The sequence below is a fragment of the Planctobacterium sp. AWM4_229 genome, from assembly GCF_056160305.1.
This window is the reverse complement of record NZ_JBSWWX010000005.1, coordinates 369,725-386,465: the sequence shown is the minus strand read 5'-3', so window position 1 is coordinate 386,465 and position 16,741 is coordinate 369,725. Positions and strand designations below refer to the sequence as shown.

Below are 16,741 nucleotides of genomic sequence, written 5' to 3'. Positions count from 1 at the left end.
TCTTCCTCACTCGCCTGCAGAGCGGTATATTTTGCCACCGCGTGTGGTTATCTTTTCTGCCTGCCAAAACACGTCATCTGGAATAAAGCGGGTGGCTGCCGCTACCACGTCCTTACTATCTACATGAATAATCCGGGCATTGGCGATCACGCCATTTTCGGCTTCCGTCAGGGTGCCAGACAAATAAAAATCAACTTCGCGATGATTCTTGTATAGTTCATCGACATTTCTACTGAAAACTCGATCACTTTTTTCTTCAATGATTAAATTATTGGTGGCTTTGTAATCTTGGGCAATGTAACCGCGGCTGGCCAACTCGCTCATCATGCCCTGCTCCAGCTGATGCCCTAACAAGCGCAATGGCCCCTGAGCATCGGTGTCAGTCTGCATCGTCTCAACCGGAACAAAAGTGGCGACGGCAAAACGAAATTGCTCTTTGGGGAAGTTGCTGTAGCGAAATGTATTAAACAGTTGGTTGGCTAATTGTGCAGTGTGAAAATCTACTTTGGTATTCAGATCATCACCAGTAGCCACTTGCCATGCCTGCAACTCTTCAGGTGTTGCCGGCTTGCGAACGACACAAGCAGTTAAGGATACCAGCATTAGCGACAGCCCAGCCAGTCGCAACAGTAGCTTTAAGTTGCCACTTAGTGGGCGACGGCTAAGCCAGTTAAATAGGAGTGTTGATTTACTGTTCATGTTGGCCATTCTCAATTAACAGGTTACTCAGATGCATCTTTGCAATCTATTAAGCAAAAATAAGGCCAACAAATTTTTGACAGTATGTCAGGTGACTTTATGGCGGATCTGGAACTCAGGCTTTAGATAACGCTGTTCCCGCATAATTTGCTCCAACTGCCCCAAATTAATCAATAGTTTCAGTCAGGCGCTTTTAACGCTCTGCCAAAACATTAGGGCTGAGCCCAGCATAAACAACACAACACCGAAAATGGCGAAGTCACCAAACCAAGGCAGAAACAAGGCACTACCAATGAAAAAACACACACTGGCCAAGCTATTAGTATTTATCAAAGAGCCGGGTTTCAAGGTTATTCTCCCTGGCTTATTTCTGGTTGAAAACCAAACCCTACCGCAATGCGATTCCAGTTATTGATCTCCAATACGATGGTACTAAGTTCTACCAGTCCTTTTTCGCCAAATACCAAAAGAGCCTCGTTAAAGAGCTCATCCGTAACAGGTTTTGTACTTATCAAGGTCAGTGCTTCCGTCCAGGCCAGGGCTGCACGCTCTTCATCAGTAAAACAATCCAGCTCCCGCCACGCTGGCAATACATCCAATTTGGATTGTGATTCACCATCAGAACGAGCCTCATCTGAATGCATTTTCTGACAATAGCCGCAGTGATTGAGTTGCGAAGCGCGCAATTTAACCAGGTGGCGCAATTGCGCCGAAATAGCCACATCTTTGGGCAGTTCGCCAATGGCCGGAATGTGGGTTAGCAGGCGTGGGCACAGTTCAAACAGCTTGATTGGGGAAATACGCGGATTCATTAATTGCTCTCCAGTGATTAACTGCCAGCAAGTATGAGAAAATGCCTCATTCAGGTATTGGAAATTTGCGACAATTTAATAATCAGAAGACAATTTTCGCAGTCTGTATTGTTGCGGTGTTTCGAGAGTGTGTTTGTGAAAGGCGTTGGTAAAATGCGCTTGATCGTAGTAACCACAATTCAGGGCAATTTCACTGAGAGAATCCTTTGTGCCAAATAATTGTTTTCGTGCTCTGCGGATTTGACTAAAACTCAACAATTGCAAAGGCGTAAAGCCAAGTCCATTTTTACAGCGCCGTTCCAAAGTGCGTCGCGACAAGCCCACTTTCATTGCCAATTGCTCAGGCAGCAATAACTTTGACGAAGTCCATTTTAGCAATGGCAAGAGGTTATTTTCCTGAGCCTGATTTAGCGCCACTAAACTTTCGAGCCATGCTAAAACCGCCTTTGCACCTTGCTCTAAATCTATTTCAGTCAAAGAATCTAATAACCTCATAAATTGGCTTTTCTGTGCGACATTGCTGTGTAAAAACTCGGGATCTGAGAGGTTTAATTGCAAATTATTTTTGTCGCTGATATGCAGGCCCAGCAGAGCGCCAGCCGCGCCCGGATGCAAACGAACACTGAGCAAGCCATATTCAGACGCCCAGCTTTGGCTAAGCACTTGTGCCTGATGTAAAAAAGTGGCGCGTGCCTGTGTTGCACTGATTTCAAAGCTGAGACTTGCGCCAGCATCGGGATAGAATTTATCTGTGAATCGCTGAGCAGTAGAGCGTTTTTGTGGCGGCTTAAGCCAGATACATTGCACCCATTGCCTCAAATGTGCGGGAGGGGCCAGCAACACAATATCAGCGCGAGCAAAGTTCGCCGACGGAATAATATCTAATCCCTGCTGAATCAAATAAAAACACCAGTAATCAAGGGTAATAAAAGTTTACCCGCTAATATTTAACTGGCAAACATAAAACTTGTTACTGAATGCAAGCTGCCCAAAACGCCTTAACTTGTCGCTGATCTGGCTCTTCCAACTCGCCATCGGCAAACGCTTTGTCCAGACTGGCCAGCATTTGAGTATTGAGGGCTGTGGCGGTTTCTTCACCTTGCAACTGGCACTGGCTTACCACCAGCGAAAAATGGCCACTCAAATAACCTGCAATAAACAGTTCCTGATCGGTGCCATGCTCTACTACCCCGTCAAACTTGTTCTGAATGGTGTCTACCAGTGCTTCGAAGGCCTGGTGGGTATCTTGATGTTGCAATGCTTTTCCTTTGATTTGTTAAACCGGCTCTGCCACCGGATATAAAACTTGATCGTGATAGCCAGTGATCACCGGAAGAAGACCTGCCAATTCGGCATTGAGCTGTTCATCCCCCGTATCTGCCAAAAGCGGTCGACCGTTAAGCGCCTGTAGCTTAGATTTAGTGGCCACCAAAATAATATTCTCTCGCCCGACGGCGCGGATAACTGCGGGGCTAAGTTGTTGATTGCCACGACCGAAAATATGCCCCTGGCCACCAATCAAGGTGATCACCAGCTTGCATTCTTTCTCTGCTATCATGTTGAGTAATTCTGTGGCATTGAGATCTGCAGCCAACAATTCCTGATGCTGGATTACATCCACCCCTAACAGGGTATTGTCCAGCCCCATTTCTTCCATTACAGCGGCAACGGTAGTGCCAGAGCCCATGATAAACAGTTCATCATCCATCATTTCAATCACGTGGGCGGCGATATCAGCTAATACCAACTCTTCCACTTCTTTGCCGCCATTTTTCACCGCCTGCACATAATGCAGCTCAGCGGGAATACGCATGGCACCGTATTGTCGCGCCCGCACTTTCCCCTCGCGAAAGGCCACTTCATCAATGTCCATCACTTGTGCATCGTCGAGACTGACAATTTCACCACGCAACAAATTTTCCACAACCCGCCCCGCGGCTTTAGGCGTGATGGCATAAACTCCAGAATGAATCTTAACACCAGCCGGGATGCCCAATGCAGGTAGGGTTTCGGGGATCACTGAGCAAACATTTCGGGCCGTACCGTCACCGCCAGCAAACAACAATAAATCTACGTCCTGTTCCAGCAACGCTTTTACGGTATTTTCGGTATCTTCCGCTTCGGTTTGAGTGTTTGATGGCTGATATACAATGTGGGTTTCAAATCCTAAGGCCTTGCAAACATCATCGCCCATCTCGCCTGAGGCGGTGTACACCTGGACGATATCTTTTAAATGTGCAAACACTTCCAGCGCGGTTTGAGTGCGTAAATTAGCCTTTTTCTCAGCGCCAGCGGCCAACGCTTTAGTACGAATATCGGCACCATCACTGCCTTTGAACGCCATAGCGCCGCCTATCCCGGCATAAGGATTGATGACCAGCCCCAGACGAAACTTTCGGGAGGCATGGTATTTAACAGGTAAATCGGGTTTTACAGACAAATCAGACTGCGACATCGAAACGCGGCTCCGGTTGGAAATCAGCAAAGCGAAGAGCTGGTGTATAGTAATATTTCCGCAGGGCATCTACCAAAGTCTGCGCCCGAGTTGGCAAGCCCTGTTCCAGATATACGGCGACTTGCTGTAGGACCTTATCCTGAAAGGCAAATCGGTCCACCGGGGCACCATCCAGATTGTCGGTACTCACCCGAAACTTCAAACCACAAGCCACCGTGAAACACCATTCAATCGCTTGCGGTTTCACTTCAACCTTTTCAAACTCGGCTTGCTGCTGTTCATTTCTGCCATCGGGACAATACCAATAACCGTAATCCACCTGTTTTCTGCGGGCTTCTCCGGCAATGCACCAATGAGCTATCTCATGCAAGGCGCTGCTGAAAAAGCCATGGGCAAATTCAATGCGATGGTAGTGGCAGTTTTCATCGGCAGGCAGGTACACAGGCTCACTCTCACCTTTTACCAAGCGGGTATTAAAGCGCTCAAAACAAGTGTTAAACACCTGAATAAGATCCTGGTATTGATGCCTGTTGGCCATGCCTGAATTGCACCCTGTCGTAGTGGAAAGGCGCGCATTTTAGCCGCTTGGTTGCGGCAATTCAATTTACACTCAGCGATCCGGAATTGTAAAACGACTGTTGACATACTGGTAGTACCAGTTACACAATCCATTTCAGTTCTCACAACCTGACGAATCAGACTATGCTACTTACCGATATTATCAACCAGCGCCGCAGTATCCGCTCCTTTAGCGAAAAGGAAGTCAGTGATGAGGTGCTCAATGAACTGCTTAATCTGGCGCTGGAGTCCCCCAGTAGCTCTAATTCTCAGCCCTATAAAATTGCTATTGCGAAAGGTGCAACGGCGAAAGCCATCGCCGGGGATCTGCAAGATAAATTCTGGCGCAGCAATGCCATCAACAAACAGCCTCTTCCCAAAAAGCTGCTTTCAGCTCTCACCAGCGATGCCATGCCCGACAGCGATTTTAAACCCATTCTGGGTAAATACCCTGGCGAGTTTCAAAAACGTCGGGTGGAAACCGGCATGGGTCTGTACAAGGTATTAGGTATCAAGCGGGAAGATAAAAAAGCCCGCGATGAGCACATGGCGAAAAACTTCTCATTTTTTGATGCACCAGTGGCGCTATTCTTTTTTGTAGATCCACGTATGAAACATACAGCATTAGTGGATGCCGGGATATTCATGCAAACTCTGATGCTGGCAGCAACGGATAAAGGGTTAGGCACCTGTGCACAAGGCGCACTAGGCATCTGGCGTTCACCGCTGGATAAGCACTTTGTTATTCCCAAAGAATACAAGCTGGTATGCGGTATGGCATTGGGTTACCCCGATGACAACGAAGTAAACCAGTATCGTCCTGAAAAGCTCAGCCTTTCGGATCTTGTAATTCCGGGTAAGTGACACTATTTACTGGTAATCGTTAGCAAGAAAGTGGCTTTAGTCCCGCATGAGTGAACACATCGATAACATTGTGGCCTATTTGCGTAGCTCCGCAGAACTCTATGAGCAGGTACAACAAGACGGTTTGAACGAGCAATTGATTGCCCTGCGAAAATGGCAATGCGAACGCTTGCTCACCAGTCATGCCGAGATGTGCGAAGTGCCTAAGTATCAGATTGCCATTCAATTTTTTGTGGATGAGCTGTATGGCCCTAAGGATTTTAGCCAGCGAGACAAAGACATCGAAAAAGTTGTGCCTAAAATGAAAAAGTGGCTACCGGATGAGGCGCTGGAATCACTCGCCGTTGCCATTCATCTCAATGCCCTATCGCAAGAGCTAGATGTCGCCATGCTACAACAACTACAAGGCGCAGTACTCACCCGTGATAGCTATGCACAAGCTTACCGAGCTTGCGACAATCAAACCCAGCGCGCATTGCAAATCGACTACATCGAGCAATTGGGCCTGGATCTGGCGCAAGTGGTGCGCTTGCCCGGTATCGGATTTGTTTTGAAGATGGCGCGCACACCAGCGCAACTGGCGGGCGTTGGTACCTTACAAGAGTTTCTGGAAGATGGTTTCAGTGCCTTTAAGCAACTGGGTGATGTACAAGAATTTATCGTCCCCGTGGTAACTAAGGAGCGGGAAATCATGCAGCAGTTGTTTAGCGGCGAAAATCCACTGCCTGACATAACCCTATAACAGCGCTGATTTGCTGCATTATTGTTAACAGAATTTTAGTACAGCGTTAAAAATAGCCATCGGACGCTGTAAAGCCCATTATTTGATGCAAAAAAGGTGAGGATGGCTAAAATTTCTGCTACATTCCGCGCCTTATTCGCAACGAATTTACAATCATATTTCATCCCTAATACTGCGTTTAACATGAACCGCAGTATCGCTATTTCGGGATGACACATTGAGTCACTTTGGAGACACTCATGGAACAGAATTACGGTTTTTTCACTCGCCTTTCAATGGCCTTTAAAATGATTTTCAGTGGTGCATATACCCAGTCACTGTTAAACCCGGTAGCAGCAGAGCCTGAAGCTCCCACAGTTGAAATCAAAGAAAGCAATCAAGATAGCGCTTTGCAAATGCTGGCCCTGCTACAAAAAGAAGGCCGCTTAATCGACTTTATCAATGAAGACGTGACCCCATTTTCCGACGAACAAGTGGCAGCAGCTGCACGTGTGGTACATCAAGGTGTGAAAAAAGCCCTGAGTGAGCACGTGACTTTCGCGCCGGTAAGCCCGGTTGCCGAAGGCGAATCACTGGCTTTGCAAGCAGATTACAAACGCAGTGAATTTCAGTTAATTGGCAATGTTTCCGGACAACCACCATTTAATGGCACAGTGATCCACAAAGGCTGGAAAGTCAGCGAAATGACATTACCTGCTGTTGTGGAAGGCACCGATCTTAATATCGTGGCCGCTGCTGAGGTGGAACTATGAGCGAAGCCCAATATAGCGTCGGTATCGATTTAGGTACCACTCACTGTGTACTTTCCTACACCAAATTAAATGACGAACAGGCTAAACCAGAAATTCTGGCCATCCCACAACTGGTGGCGGCAGGTCAGGTGGAAGGCAGACACGCCCTACCCTCGTTTGTATTTTTAGCTAATCAGGCACAATTTGATGCACAGCAGTTGAGTTTGCCATGGCAACAAGACTACCCGCTTGCGGGCCAATTTGCCCGCGAACTGGGGCAGAAAACCCCGGACAGACTAGTGAGCAGCGCCAAAAGCTGGTTATGCCATAGTCAGATTGACCGCCGTAGTGGTATTTTGCCCATCGAGGCGCCTGAGGATATCGAGAAAATATCGCCTTTTACGGCATCTAAAATCTATTTGCAGCACTTACACAGTGCTTGGGCGCAGCAGTTCCCGGATGCTCCACTGAATGAGCAACAACTGGTGATCACCGTTCCGGCTTCTTTTGATCCGGCGGCTCGCGAGTTGACCATGAATGCCGCCACTGAGGCCGGTCTTAGCCATGCTGTATTACTGGAAGAGCCACAAGCTGCGCTTTATAGCTGGATTGCAGAGGCAGGTGACGACTGGCGAGAGCAAGTATCCGTAGGTGATGTGATCCTGGTGGTAGATATTGGTGGTGGTACCACCGATCTATCGCTAATGGCAGTAAGTGAAGAAGACGGTGCCTTGCAGCTAACTCGTGTTGCTGTAGGCGATCATATTTTATTAGGTGGCGATAACATGGACCTGACATTGGCCCATGTGGTAGCACAAAAATTAGCCCAACAAGGCAACCGCTTGCAGCCCTGGCAAATCAGTGGTCTGGCTCATGCTTGTCGCAGTGCCAAAGAAACCCTGTTGAGCGAAAACGATACCCACACCGCGCCACTGGTGGTGCCCAGCCGCGGTTCCAGCTTGATGGGCGGCAGCTTACGAGCTGAACTGACACGCGATGAAGTACAGCAAGTATTAATTGATGGTTTCTTCCCCCATGTTGATGCCCACGCACAACCTCAACGCCGAGGACGTGCCGCGCTATCTACCGTGAGCTTACCTTATGAGCAGGATGCGGCCATTACACGACATCTGGCGGCGTTCTTACAGAAACAAAAACACGCAGGCGAGCACCTGGCGGGATTTGGCGCTGAGCAACAGAACTTTATGCACCCCACGGCAATTTTATTTAATGGTGGTGTGGCAAAAGCAGACAACATTGTTGGCCGTATCACCGAAGTGGTCAACAGCTGGCTGGCCAGTGACACAGATGCACAACTCAAAGTATTGCGCGGCATAGATGTGGATCAAGCCGTGGCACAAGGAGCCAGTTATTATGGCCAGGTACGCCTCGGCGAAGGGGTGCGAATTCGCGGTGGTACTGCCGCAGCATTTTATGTAGGCATTGAATCAGCCATGCCTGCCATTCCGGGTATGCCACCTCCGATGGAAGCCTATTGTCTGGCCCCCTTTGGCATGGAAGAAGGCACCGAAGCTGACTTACCCTCGCAGACATTCTCTTTAATTGTGGGTGAGCCAGTGCGTTTTAGCTTTTATGAATCTAAAACCCGCAGAGAAGATACTCCTGGTGCGCGTCTGGATTACTGGAGCGACGAAGAGCTGAGTGAACTACCGGAAATAGAGGTAACACTGCATTCAGAGCGTTACAAAGCAGGTGATACTGTAGCAGTACAATTGCTGGCCTCCATTAATGAATTGGGCACCCTGCAATTAACGGCGATGGATGTAAACAGTGATAACCACTGGCAAGTGAGTTTCGAAACCCGAAACTAAACCTTGTTGTGCGTGCCGTGGTCGATATCTACGGCACTTAACTCTCTTTATCCCGTTTTCGCCATCTTGCTAATGTGACTTCATAACTATGCAAAAACAGTACGTAATTGGTATCGATCTGGGTACAACCAACATAGTGGTGAGTTATTGCTCGCTTTCCCAAAAAGACTCAGATATAAAACTATTCCCCATTCCCCAACTGGTTGCAGCGGGGCAAATCGAAGCCTTGCCCATGCTGCCAGCACTGCGCTATCACTACGATCAGGAACTCACTGATGATGCAGTAAAACTGCCCTGGGGCAATGATGACATTAATAGCCAGCTTCCCCATGCTGTAATTGGGCGTTTCGCCCAGGATTTAGGCAATAAGAACCCAACGCGGTTGGTGAGCAGTGCCAAAAGCTGGTTGGGTTATCGAGGTGAGTCTAACGCTGAAATTCACCTGCCTGAAAAAGCCCCTGAAGGCACCGATACCTGTACACCACTTGAGGCCACTTCCGGCTATCTGGCCCACATTGTCGCCGCCTGGAACCATGAAAACCCCAAAGCGCCAATGCAACAACAGTCGGTGGTGATCACGGTACCGGCATCATTCGACGATATCGCCCGAGCCCTCACCATTGAAGCTATCAAACGGGTGGGCTTTAAACATTTTACTTTGCTAGAAGAACCCCAGGCAGCCTGTTATTACTGGGTAGCTGAGCACGACACCGACACACTAAAAGACCATAAACACCTGATGGTGTGTGATGTTGGTGGCGGCACCACGGATTTTACCCTGATCAAAATTGGTAAATTCTCGCAAAACAGTAGCGTGCCAGAACTGGAGCGCATTGCCGTAGGCGATCACCTGATGCTGGGTGGTGACAATATGGATCTCACACTCGCGGTTAGAGTGCTGCAAAAACTGGAAGTCGAGCCCACCCAGCGCAATATGAGCCAACTGCTGGTGCAATGTCAAAGGGCCAAAGAGGCTTTGTTAAGTGAAGATGCGCCTGAAGAGATGCGCATTCAATTACAAACCGGCGGCAGCAGCCTGTTCAGTGGCGTGAAAGAAACTCGTCTTACTCAAAAAGAAGTGCAGCAAGCCTTATTAGACGGCTTCTTCCCGCTTGTGGCGTCTAACAGTTATCCGAAAACCCGCAAACGCTCACTCACCGATTTAACCCTGCCCTATCCGGCAGATGCGGCGATATCTCGTCATATCGCCTGCTTTTTAAATAACGAACAATCGGCGTTAAATCCTGAGCAAACAGAAACCGATAAGCAGTTTGTAGTGCCAGATGTCTGGCTGTTAAACGGCGGTCCCTTTTTAAGCGCTCAGATTCAGTCACGGCTGCAATCTCTGGTGGAACAATGGAGTGCGGCTTCGAGTATCAGCTGGCTCACCAACCCTGAACCCCAAACTGCCGTGGCCAAGGGTGCTACCCTGTATGGTCGCGCTAAAGAGCAAAATCAACAGCTGATAAAAAGCGCCGTAGTGCGCCACTACTTTCTCAAAGCCGTCAGTGAACAAGGCGATCAGGCAATCTGTGTACTACCTAAACACAGTGAACTAAATACCGTGCAGCAGTTACAGCAAGTATTTACCTTGCGCAAAGGCCAAAAAGTGCAATTCGACATTGCCCACAGCCTCGCCGAACAATCCTACAACCTGGGTGAGACCCTGGCCTGGCATGAAGGATTGCACCAGTTGCCCGGACTGGTTACCCAAATCGAAGGGGAAAATGAAGTACAGGTGCAAATTGAATCCAGCCTGGACGAGCTGGGTGTGCTCAATGTGGTACTGAAAGAACTGAACAGCGAAATCCGCCATGAGCTGGCTTTTAATCTGCGCAATGAGCAGGAAACTGATTTCAATACGCTGCACAACAATATCGAAAAATCCATTGAAGCGGTTAACAGCTGGTTTGGCCCGGCGGGTAAAAAGCCTGCTAAAGAGCCGCTGCGCAAAACCCTGGAAAAACTACTGGGCAAACGGGAAACCTGGAGTGGTGCTGATGCCCGTTTTATTTTTGATCATCTGTTGTCTTTAGCCAGCAGACGTCGCCGCAGCGAAACTCACGAACGCACCTGGTTTAACATTGCTGGCTTTTGTCTGCGTCCGGGCATTGGCTTTGCCGGTGATACACAGCGCATCGAGTCGGTATGGTCTCTGTACAGTCAGGGCATTCAGTTTGTACAATCGGCGGAGATCTGGGCGCAGTGGTGGGCCTTCTGGCGTCGCGCTGCTGCAGGTTTAAGCCAGGAGCAGCAGCTTGTGCTCTACACAGATGCTAACCACGTGTTACCTGCCAATAAGCGCAAAAAAGGCGGTAAAGTAAAAGTCACCGCCGCCATAGAAGAAAAGATCCGCTTGATTGGCAGCCTGGAACGCTTGCCTGTGGATATCAAAAAATCCGTGCTGAATAATATCAGCAACCAGTTAAGCGATAAAAAGGTCAACAAAGACATGGCCTGGTGTGCGGCGCGTATCATCAACCGCACTATGGTTTATGCCGCTCAAGAACTAGTGCTACCTGCCGAAGAAGTAACGCCACTCATCAACTGTGCCCTGGCGCTGGACTGGAAACAAAACCCCAACCTGGCACTGTTAGCCGTATCCGGCGCAAAGCAATGTACCGAAGAGTATGCCGTTGCAGATCCATTGCGAGAGGCGGTAGCAGATAAACTCTCAGGACAAGTATCTCTTCTGGCCTCTCTCAATGGTGAAAGAAGCACCGAGCAGGACAAACAGCTTTGGGGGGATGAATTGCCGACAGGGTTGGCTTTGTAAGGGACATCTCGAAAAACGTTAAGTTCGAAACGTCCCCTGCGTTACCTGAAAATCCTTATACGGCTATCTTTTGGGAAAATGCAGCCTGTGCTAGCCGTAGGTGATGTAATATTTTGCGATTAATGCCACAATTAGCGCAGCAGCAATGGTTAACCTTATACTACAAGCTTTAAAGTAAGACATGGTGCTTTTATAAGGTGGTTTTGAGTAGTTTGCAGTTACTGTTTTCATGCTAAACCTCCTTCAGAAGTAAATTGTTGACCAAGTGATCAAGCATTAAACTAACACCAATATAGCTTGACATCAAGTTATATTAAGTTTGACATCAAGATATTTTTAGCTTGATATCAAGTTACATCACAATAAGAAAGATTCAAGGCAAGAAAATTGATGGCAGATTCAACGGATACTTTTTCAAAAATTGCGGTACTGCAAAAATTGCTATTAAGCAGCAAAATTGCCAGTAAACGCATGGATGAAGTGTTTTCAGAAATCGATCTGAAAAAGTCCAGTTTTGAAGTGCTGGCGGCGCTACTAAATGCCGCTCCGGAATTTGCCTTAACACCTAACAAGTTGATGGAGTTGACACATATCACCTCAGGCTCTATGACCACCAGAATAGACAAGCTCAGTAAAAAAGGATGGGTAGAGAGGATTTCCAATAGTAGCGACAAGCGCAGTATCAAGGTGGCGTTAACCGACAGTGGTCGCAAGGTTATAGAAAGTGCTGTGGCTAAACACGAAGAGGCCGTGGATAAATTACTCGGTAACTTGACAGAAAAAGAACAACAACGACTGCTCAAACTGCTTGGAAAATTAACCGACTAACTTATTGTCAACACTAATCCCAATCCTTTTGCCTGGAAGCTCTCACTTCCCCTGCAACACATTATTACTCGGCATCCAATTTAAGTGAGATTTCTTTACTCTTCTCAAATTGCTTCACTCTTTCAATGCTTTGCTCCGTGAACTCATGACCCTCAGCCAATAGCATAATGTGATCCGGGGTATAGAGATTAGCTTTTAGCTTCATCCCTGGTTTCAGATCCGTTGATTTCATTTCAAGATGTTGCTCACTATTAATCACCGGCTCAGGTAACTGACTCAGAAGCTCAATGAGTTCAGGTTCATACTTTGCTCCCATCTGTTTTTTCATCTGGCTCAAGGTCTGTTCATGAGTTAACTCAACATCTTTGATTTTTTTACTGCGATAGCCCCAGTAATCCCGAGCGATATGTAATATACGCGCGCCCGGAACGATGCTGGTATAAGCTGGCGCATCGCTTTCACCTGCTCCAGACCAAGGTAAAAACTGCTGGGAAAGCATTCGAGCTACCCCCACCATATACTCTGCGGGCGCCAATATCATGCTGGCGGTTTCAGTCTGGCTGTAATATTGCCCTCGTTGCTGATGTGTCAGTTCATCAAAGGGCTTGCTGTACAAAAAAGGATCCAGTGAAATCAGGCCGATTTCACACAACAATCCTGCCAGTGTGATTTCTCGTAACTCAGGATCCTTGATCTGACACTTCAGTGCGATACGCCTTGCTAATGTACTGACTCTTTTAGCGAACTCACCATTTAAATTGGGGTTTATGTTGATCAGGTTATAAAGTACCTTCTCCAATGCTTTGTTTTGCCCCTGCATCTTTCTCAGCGCCACCTGAATTTGACGTGTACGCAAATTAACCTTTTCTTCCAGAGACTCATTAAGTGTTTTAAGCTGTTGATTCTGAGCAGATATTTCTGATCTTAAACGTTCATTAGCCTGTTTCAATCGCACCAATTCAAGGCCCTCGTCTATGGCCTCTAATAACATATCGTTGTCCCACGGTTTTTGCAGGAAACGATGAATTTTTCCTTGATTGACGGCATCAATAGTGGAGGCCAGATCGGCATAACCAGACAAGATAATGCGGTAGGTATCAGGGAATTTCACTACCACCTTGGCGAACAGCTGCGCACCTGTCATCTGTGGCATTTTCATATCTGACACCACCAGATGCACGGTTTGCTGCTGCATGATCTCCAATGCTTCGGCACCTGAACTGGCAAACAAAGATTGATAATCCTTTTTGCGCACAATGCGCTTTAAGGATGACAAAATATTGGTTTCATCATCCACAAATAAAACCACAGGAGTATTGTCGTTTGTCATAATTATCTCCTTATGTTCTGGGTATCTTCCAGCAATAAATCGGAAACCGTTTTCAGCAAGTGTTCGTTGTCAAAGGGCTTAGATAACGCTTCGTCAGCTCCCAATAACCAGGCTTTACTTAAATCGTCTTTGGGCAATGCTGAAATCACCAAAATCTTGATATCTTTTAGTGATTCACGCTCTCTGATAAAACTCACCACTTCAAAACCGCTCATGCCAGGCATACTTAAGTCCAGGGTAATCAAAGCAGGTTTAAACAACATCAATTCGGTTCCCGCTTCAAACCCGCTATAGGCAACACGGGTTTCATAACCATGGCGGCGTAATAGTCGGCGAATCGCATCAGCATAGGGCTTTTCATCATCACAAATCAGGATGCGTCGATTATCCTCTTCACTATTGTCAGTAACCACATTATCTGTCGGTTTTACTTCTTTTTGCTGTAGCGGCTCTAGCTCAGCCGGTATCGGCATTTGGTATTCTTGCATAAATTCCAGTAAGGATTCAGCAGTTACCCTGTTGTTACCCCGGCCCGGTAACTTATAAGCTTTCAGGCTACCGCGATCGATCCAACGGATTACGGTGCGCAATGTCACATCACAAAATGCCGCAATTTCGCCAGTGGAATAAGATTTTTTCATCGTCATATCGACCTCCTTTTGCACAAAATTTAAACTTCCACGCAAATTATGTCAATTGAGACTTTAGTATTAGTAGTGACATATGTGACATTCTCGTCAAATGAAACATGTCACTGAGAAGCACTAACTGCTGTAACAGAGCTAACTTTTATACAAATCAGGAGGAAGAAATAGCACAGGAATAAGGTGAGGCAGATTCGGCCTCACCTCTAAAGAATACAGATTATCTGAACAAGACTTTTTCTTGTTTGAACCAATACACACAGAAGGCTAATAAAGCACCGGCGATGATCACCGTAGAGGTTAAAATCCCCAGTAATGCATAATAATCCATGGTGCCTTTGATTAGCTCTTTGATGGCAAGCGCCACATTAGTCAGTGGTACCCAAGCCCAGATCCCTTCCAGAGTTATGCCTGGTGCCATAGCCACAACAATGGGTAAGATCACCAGCATGATCAGGCTGCCCATATAACTCTGCGCCTCTTTATAACTGCGGGCATAGATAGACAAGCTCAATAAGATTGCAGCAAAAATAGAAGCCACTGGCACCAGCATGACAAACATCAATATGTAATCAATGATGGCGATTTGGGTCATCATATCTTGAATAAAGGTGATGGCCATGCCCTGCCCTATCATGATCCCCCAAAATGCCATACTAAATATGGTTACCAGGGCCGCGACGATAGCGGCCACTAATACCGTAAAAAACTTGCCCATCACTAATTGGGTTCTGTCCAGTGGCACCAGTAATAAGGTTTCCAATGTACCACGCTCTTTTTCACCAGCAGCCAGATCACTAGCGGGCACCATGGCGCCTTGCAAACACAGGATAAACAGCATGTAAGGGATCAATCCACCAATTCTCTCCCCCCAATTTTCCCTCGCTTCAGCAATGTTCACTTTTTCTAATATCACGGGCTTTAACAAGGCCAGCTGTTTAGACTCTGGCACGGATAAGGTATCGAATGCAGCTTGACGTTTGCTTTCATTCAATGTCGCGACATATTCCTCTATTCGGGATTCCACCATATTCAATCCGGCATCATTTAGATACAACTTGAGGGTACTTTGCCCTGCTTCCAGTACGGCACCATCAGCACTGGCATCCAGCTCAATCACAAAATCCAGGGCTTTGTCTTTGATCTGCTGTTTGAAATCCGCACCGTCGGCCAGCTCTTTAATACTGAAACTATCATCTTCACTGATTTTGGCCACCAGTTCCGGATGATACTGTGCGCCGATGACCGCAAAATTCAACACTTTGTTTTGTGCGTCATCCAGCGCTTTAGAGGTGAAATATCCAATGGCACCGAACATCGCTGGGAACACCAGCATCGGCAGTGCAACCATAAAAAACAGGGTTTTGCGATCCCGTAGCAGCTCTTTCAACTCTTTTTGTACCACTAACCACATTAGCCTTCTCCTTGCAGAATATTCAAAAATGCCTGATTCATTGACTCGCCTTTGGCTTTAAATGCATCAATGTCATCCATAAACTGGGTTCGCCCCAGGTTTATTACCGAAACTTCATCACACAGCTCTTCCACCTCATTCAGGTGGTGAGTGGAGAATATCACTGGTGTATTTTGCGCCTTTAAATGACGAATAAAATCCATTACGGTTTGGGTTGCCATAATGTCTAATCCGGTTGTAGGTTCATCCAAAACTACTACCGAAGGAGAATGCACAACAGCTCTGGCAATCGCGGTTTTTTGCTTCATGCCGCTGGAGTAATGTTCAGAGCGTCGGTCTAACCAGGCATCCATATCCAGCATCTCGGAAAGTTCAGCCAGGCGCTTGTCAGTTTCTGCTGCAGACATCCCGTGCAAACGAGCAAAATAGCTGATGTTTTCCCGGCCTGTTAAACGGCCATACAAGCCAGTGTTACCCGATAGAAACCCCAAAGATTTGCGCGCTACATTGGGCGATGTGGAGACATCATTGCCATCGATATTGATTTCGCCTTTGTCTGCTTTTAACGCTGAAGATAGCACTCTAAGCGTGGTGGTCTTACCGGCACCATTGGGGCCCAACAAACCCAAGACCTGGCCCTTGTTGCAATGAAACGACACATCTTCTACGGAATAAAAAAAGCGTCCCTTTAATCGGGGATCGGCCTTTTCTTGTGCCGTCAGCTTTTTGGGGTTTTCAACGCTAAAGCGCTTAGCGAGCTGCTTTACTGTTATCATCCTGCTTTACCTTTGCTTATCATTTTTTATCAGTCCAATGCACTAGTGTGGCGAAACCAAAATTTATTACAAAGAAATTTTTTCCCTGTTAAATACCAACTCCAACAAACATTTACCCAGCACAGTGGGAGTTGAAAAGCATTTAGACAAGGCGGATGTTTGTAGGTCTAGTGGGCCTCGATAACTGCTCCTGCGTTATTCTAATCACCTACATCCATGTAGGGATAAATCAAAAACATCCAACACCGTATAAATGCTTTTCAGCCCCATCGAAGACGCG

18 protein-coding genes are annotated in these 16,741 nt (G+C 47.1%); 6 read left to right on the top strand and 12 right to left on the bottom strand.

The window, feature by feature from the left end; genetic code table 11:
- Positions 1-6 precede the first annotated feature (6 nt).
- From ACXAGP_RS13465 to ACXAGP_RS13435, 7 genes are all read right to left on the bottom strand, one after another.
- Positions 7-699, bottom strand: coding sequence for a FlgO family outer membrane protein (locus ACXAGP_RS13465; RefSeq protein ID WP_475262006.1), 693 nt, complete (start codon positions 697-699; stop codon positions 7-9).
- Positions 700-882: 183 nt separating this feature from the next.
- On the bottom strand, positions 883-1,047 hold the full coding sequence (locus ACXAGP_RS13460) for a YrhK family protein (protein WP_475262004.1): 165 nt from the start codon (positions 1,045-1,047) through the stop codon (positions 883-885).
- A 2-nt stretch (positions 1,048-1,049) separates the two neighbouring features.
- Entirely contained in the window at positions 1,050-1,511 is a 462-nt protein-coding gene (locus ACXAGP_RS13455; protein WP_475262002.1) for a carboxymuconolactone decarboxylase family protein, read from the bottom strand.
- A 75-nt stretch (positions 1,512-1,586) separates the two neighbouring features.
- The gene (locus ACXAGP_RS13450; RefSeq protein WP_475262001.1) at positions 1,587-2,411 is read right to left on the bottom strand and encodes an AraC family transcriptional regulator; all 825 of its coding nucleotides are present in this window, start codon (positions 2,409-2,411) and stop codon (positions 1,587-1,589) included.
- A gap of 70 nt (positions 2,412-2,481) precedes the next feature.
- Entirely contained in the window at positions 2,482-2,769 is a 288-nt protein-coding gene (locus ACXAGP_RS13445) for a YfcL family protein (RefSeq protein WP_475262000.1), read from the bottom strand.
- Positions 2,770-2,787: 18 nt separating this feature from the next.
- Entirely contained in the window at positions 2,788-3,966 is a 1,179-nt protein-coding gene (locus tag ACXAGP_RS13440; protein ID WP_475261999.1) for an ATP-NAD kinase family protein, read from the bottom strand.
- Complete coding sequence (locus ACXAGP_RS13435) at positions 3,953-4,504, bottom strand: elongation factor P hydroxylase (protein ID WP_475261997.1); 552 nt, start codon at positions 4,502-4,504, stop codon at positions 3,953-3,955. The genes ACXAGP_RS13440 and ACXAGP_RS13435 overlap by 14 nt, the downstream gene beginning before the upstream one ends.
- A 164-nt stretch (positions 4,505-4,668) precedes the next feature.
- Here ACXAGP_RS13435 and ACXAGP_RS13430 point away from each other — a divergent pair, with 164 nt between their 5' ends.
- From ACXAGP_RS13430 to ACXAGP_RS13410, 5 genes are all read left to right on the top strand, one after another.
- Positions 4,669-5,388 (top strand): nitroreductase, encoded by a 720-nt coding sequence (locus ACXAGP_RS13430; RefSeq protein ID WP_475261996.1) that lies wholly within the window; start codon positions 4,669-4,671, stop codon positions 5,386-5,388.
- Positions 5,389-5,434: 46 nt separating this feature from the next.
- On the top strand, positions 5,435-6,130 hold the full coding sequence (locus ACXAGP_RS13425; protein ID WP_475261995.1) for a DUF8198 family protein: 696 nt from the start codon (positions 5,435-5,437) through the stop codon (positions 6,128-6,130).
- 239 nt (positions 6,131-6,369) lie between these two features.
- Positions 6,370-6,882, top strand: coding sequence for a DUF2760 domain-containing protein (locus ACXAGP_RS13420; RefSeq protein WP_475261993.1), 513 nt, complete (start codon positions 6,370-6,372; stop codon positions 6,880-6,882).
- A complete protein-coding gene (locus ACXAGP_RS13415; protein WP_475261991.1) occupies positions 6,879-8,693 on the top strand; it encodes an Hsp70 family protein in 1,815 nt (604 codons plus the stop codon). The genes ACXAGP_RS13420 and ACXAGP_RS13415 overlap by 4 nt, the downstream gene beginning before the upstream one ends.
- Positions 8,694-8,781: 88 nt before the next feature.
- Entirely contained in the window at positions 8,782-11,469 is a 2,688-nt protein-coding gene (locus tag ACXAGP_RS13410) for an Hsp70 family protein (RefSeq protein WP_475261989.1), read from the top strand.
- A 90-nt stretch (positions 11,470-11,559) separates the two neighbouring features.
- Here ACXAGP_RS13410 and ACXAGP_RS13405 read toward each other — a convergent pair whose 3' ends face one another.
- Positions 11,560-11,700, bottom strand: coding sequence for a hypothetical protein (locus ACXAGP_RS13405; protein WP_338293464.1), 141 nt, complete (start codon positions 11,698-11,700; stop codon positions 11,560-11,562).
- A gap of 159 nt (positions 11,701-11,859) precedes the next feature.
- Between ACXAGP_RS13405 and ACXAGP_RS13400 the strand changes: the two genes are divergently transcribed.
- A complete protein-coding gene (locus tag ACXAGP_RS13400; RefSeq protein ID WP_475261988.1) occupies positions 11,860-12,297 on the top strand; it encodes a MarR family winged helix-turn-helix transcriptional regulator in 438 nt (145 codons plus the stop codon).
- Between the two features lie 64 nt (positions 12,298-12,361).
- Here ACXAGP_RS13400 and nosR read toward each other — a convergent pair whose 3' ends face one another.
- The 4 genes from nosR to ACXAGP_RS13380 form a co-directional block, all read right to left on the bottom strand.
- Positions 12,362-13,627 carry a response regulator c-di-GMP phosphodiesterase, NosR family gene (gene nosR / locus ACXAGP_RS13395; protein ID WP_475261986.1) on the bottom strand — a complete coding sequence of 422 codons (1,266 nt, stop codon included), beginning with the start codon at positions 13,625-13,627 and terminating at the stop codon, positions 12,362-12,364.
- A gap of 2 nt (positions 13,628-13,629) precedes the next feature.
- Positions 13,630-14,274, bottom strand: coding sequence for a response regulator (locus ACXAGP_RS13390; RefSeq protein ID WP_475261985.1), 645 nt, complete (start codon positions 14,272-14,274; stop codon positions 13,630-13,632).
- A gap of 217 nt (positions 14,275-14,491) precedes the next feature.
- A complete protein-coding gene (locus ACXAGP_RS13385) occupies positions 14,492-15,685 on the bottom strand; it encodes an ABC transporter permease subunit (protein ID WP_475261984.1) in 1,194 nt (397 codons plus the stop codon).
- Positions 15,685-16,461: an ABC transporter ATP-binding protein gene (locus ACXAGP_RS13380; RefSeq protein ID WP_475261983.1), complete on the bottom strand. Its 777-nt coding sequence runs from the start codon at positions 16,459-16,461 to the stop codon at positions 15,685-15,687. Before ACXAGP_RS13380 ends, ACXAGP_RS13385 begins: the two co-directional genes overlap by 1 nt.
- Between the last annotated feature and the right edge of the window lie 280 nt (positions 16,462-16,741).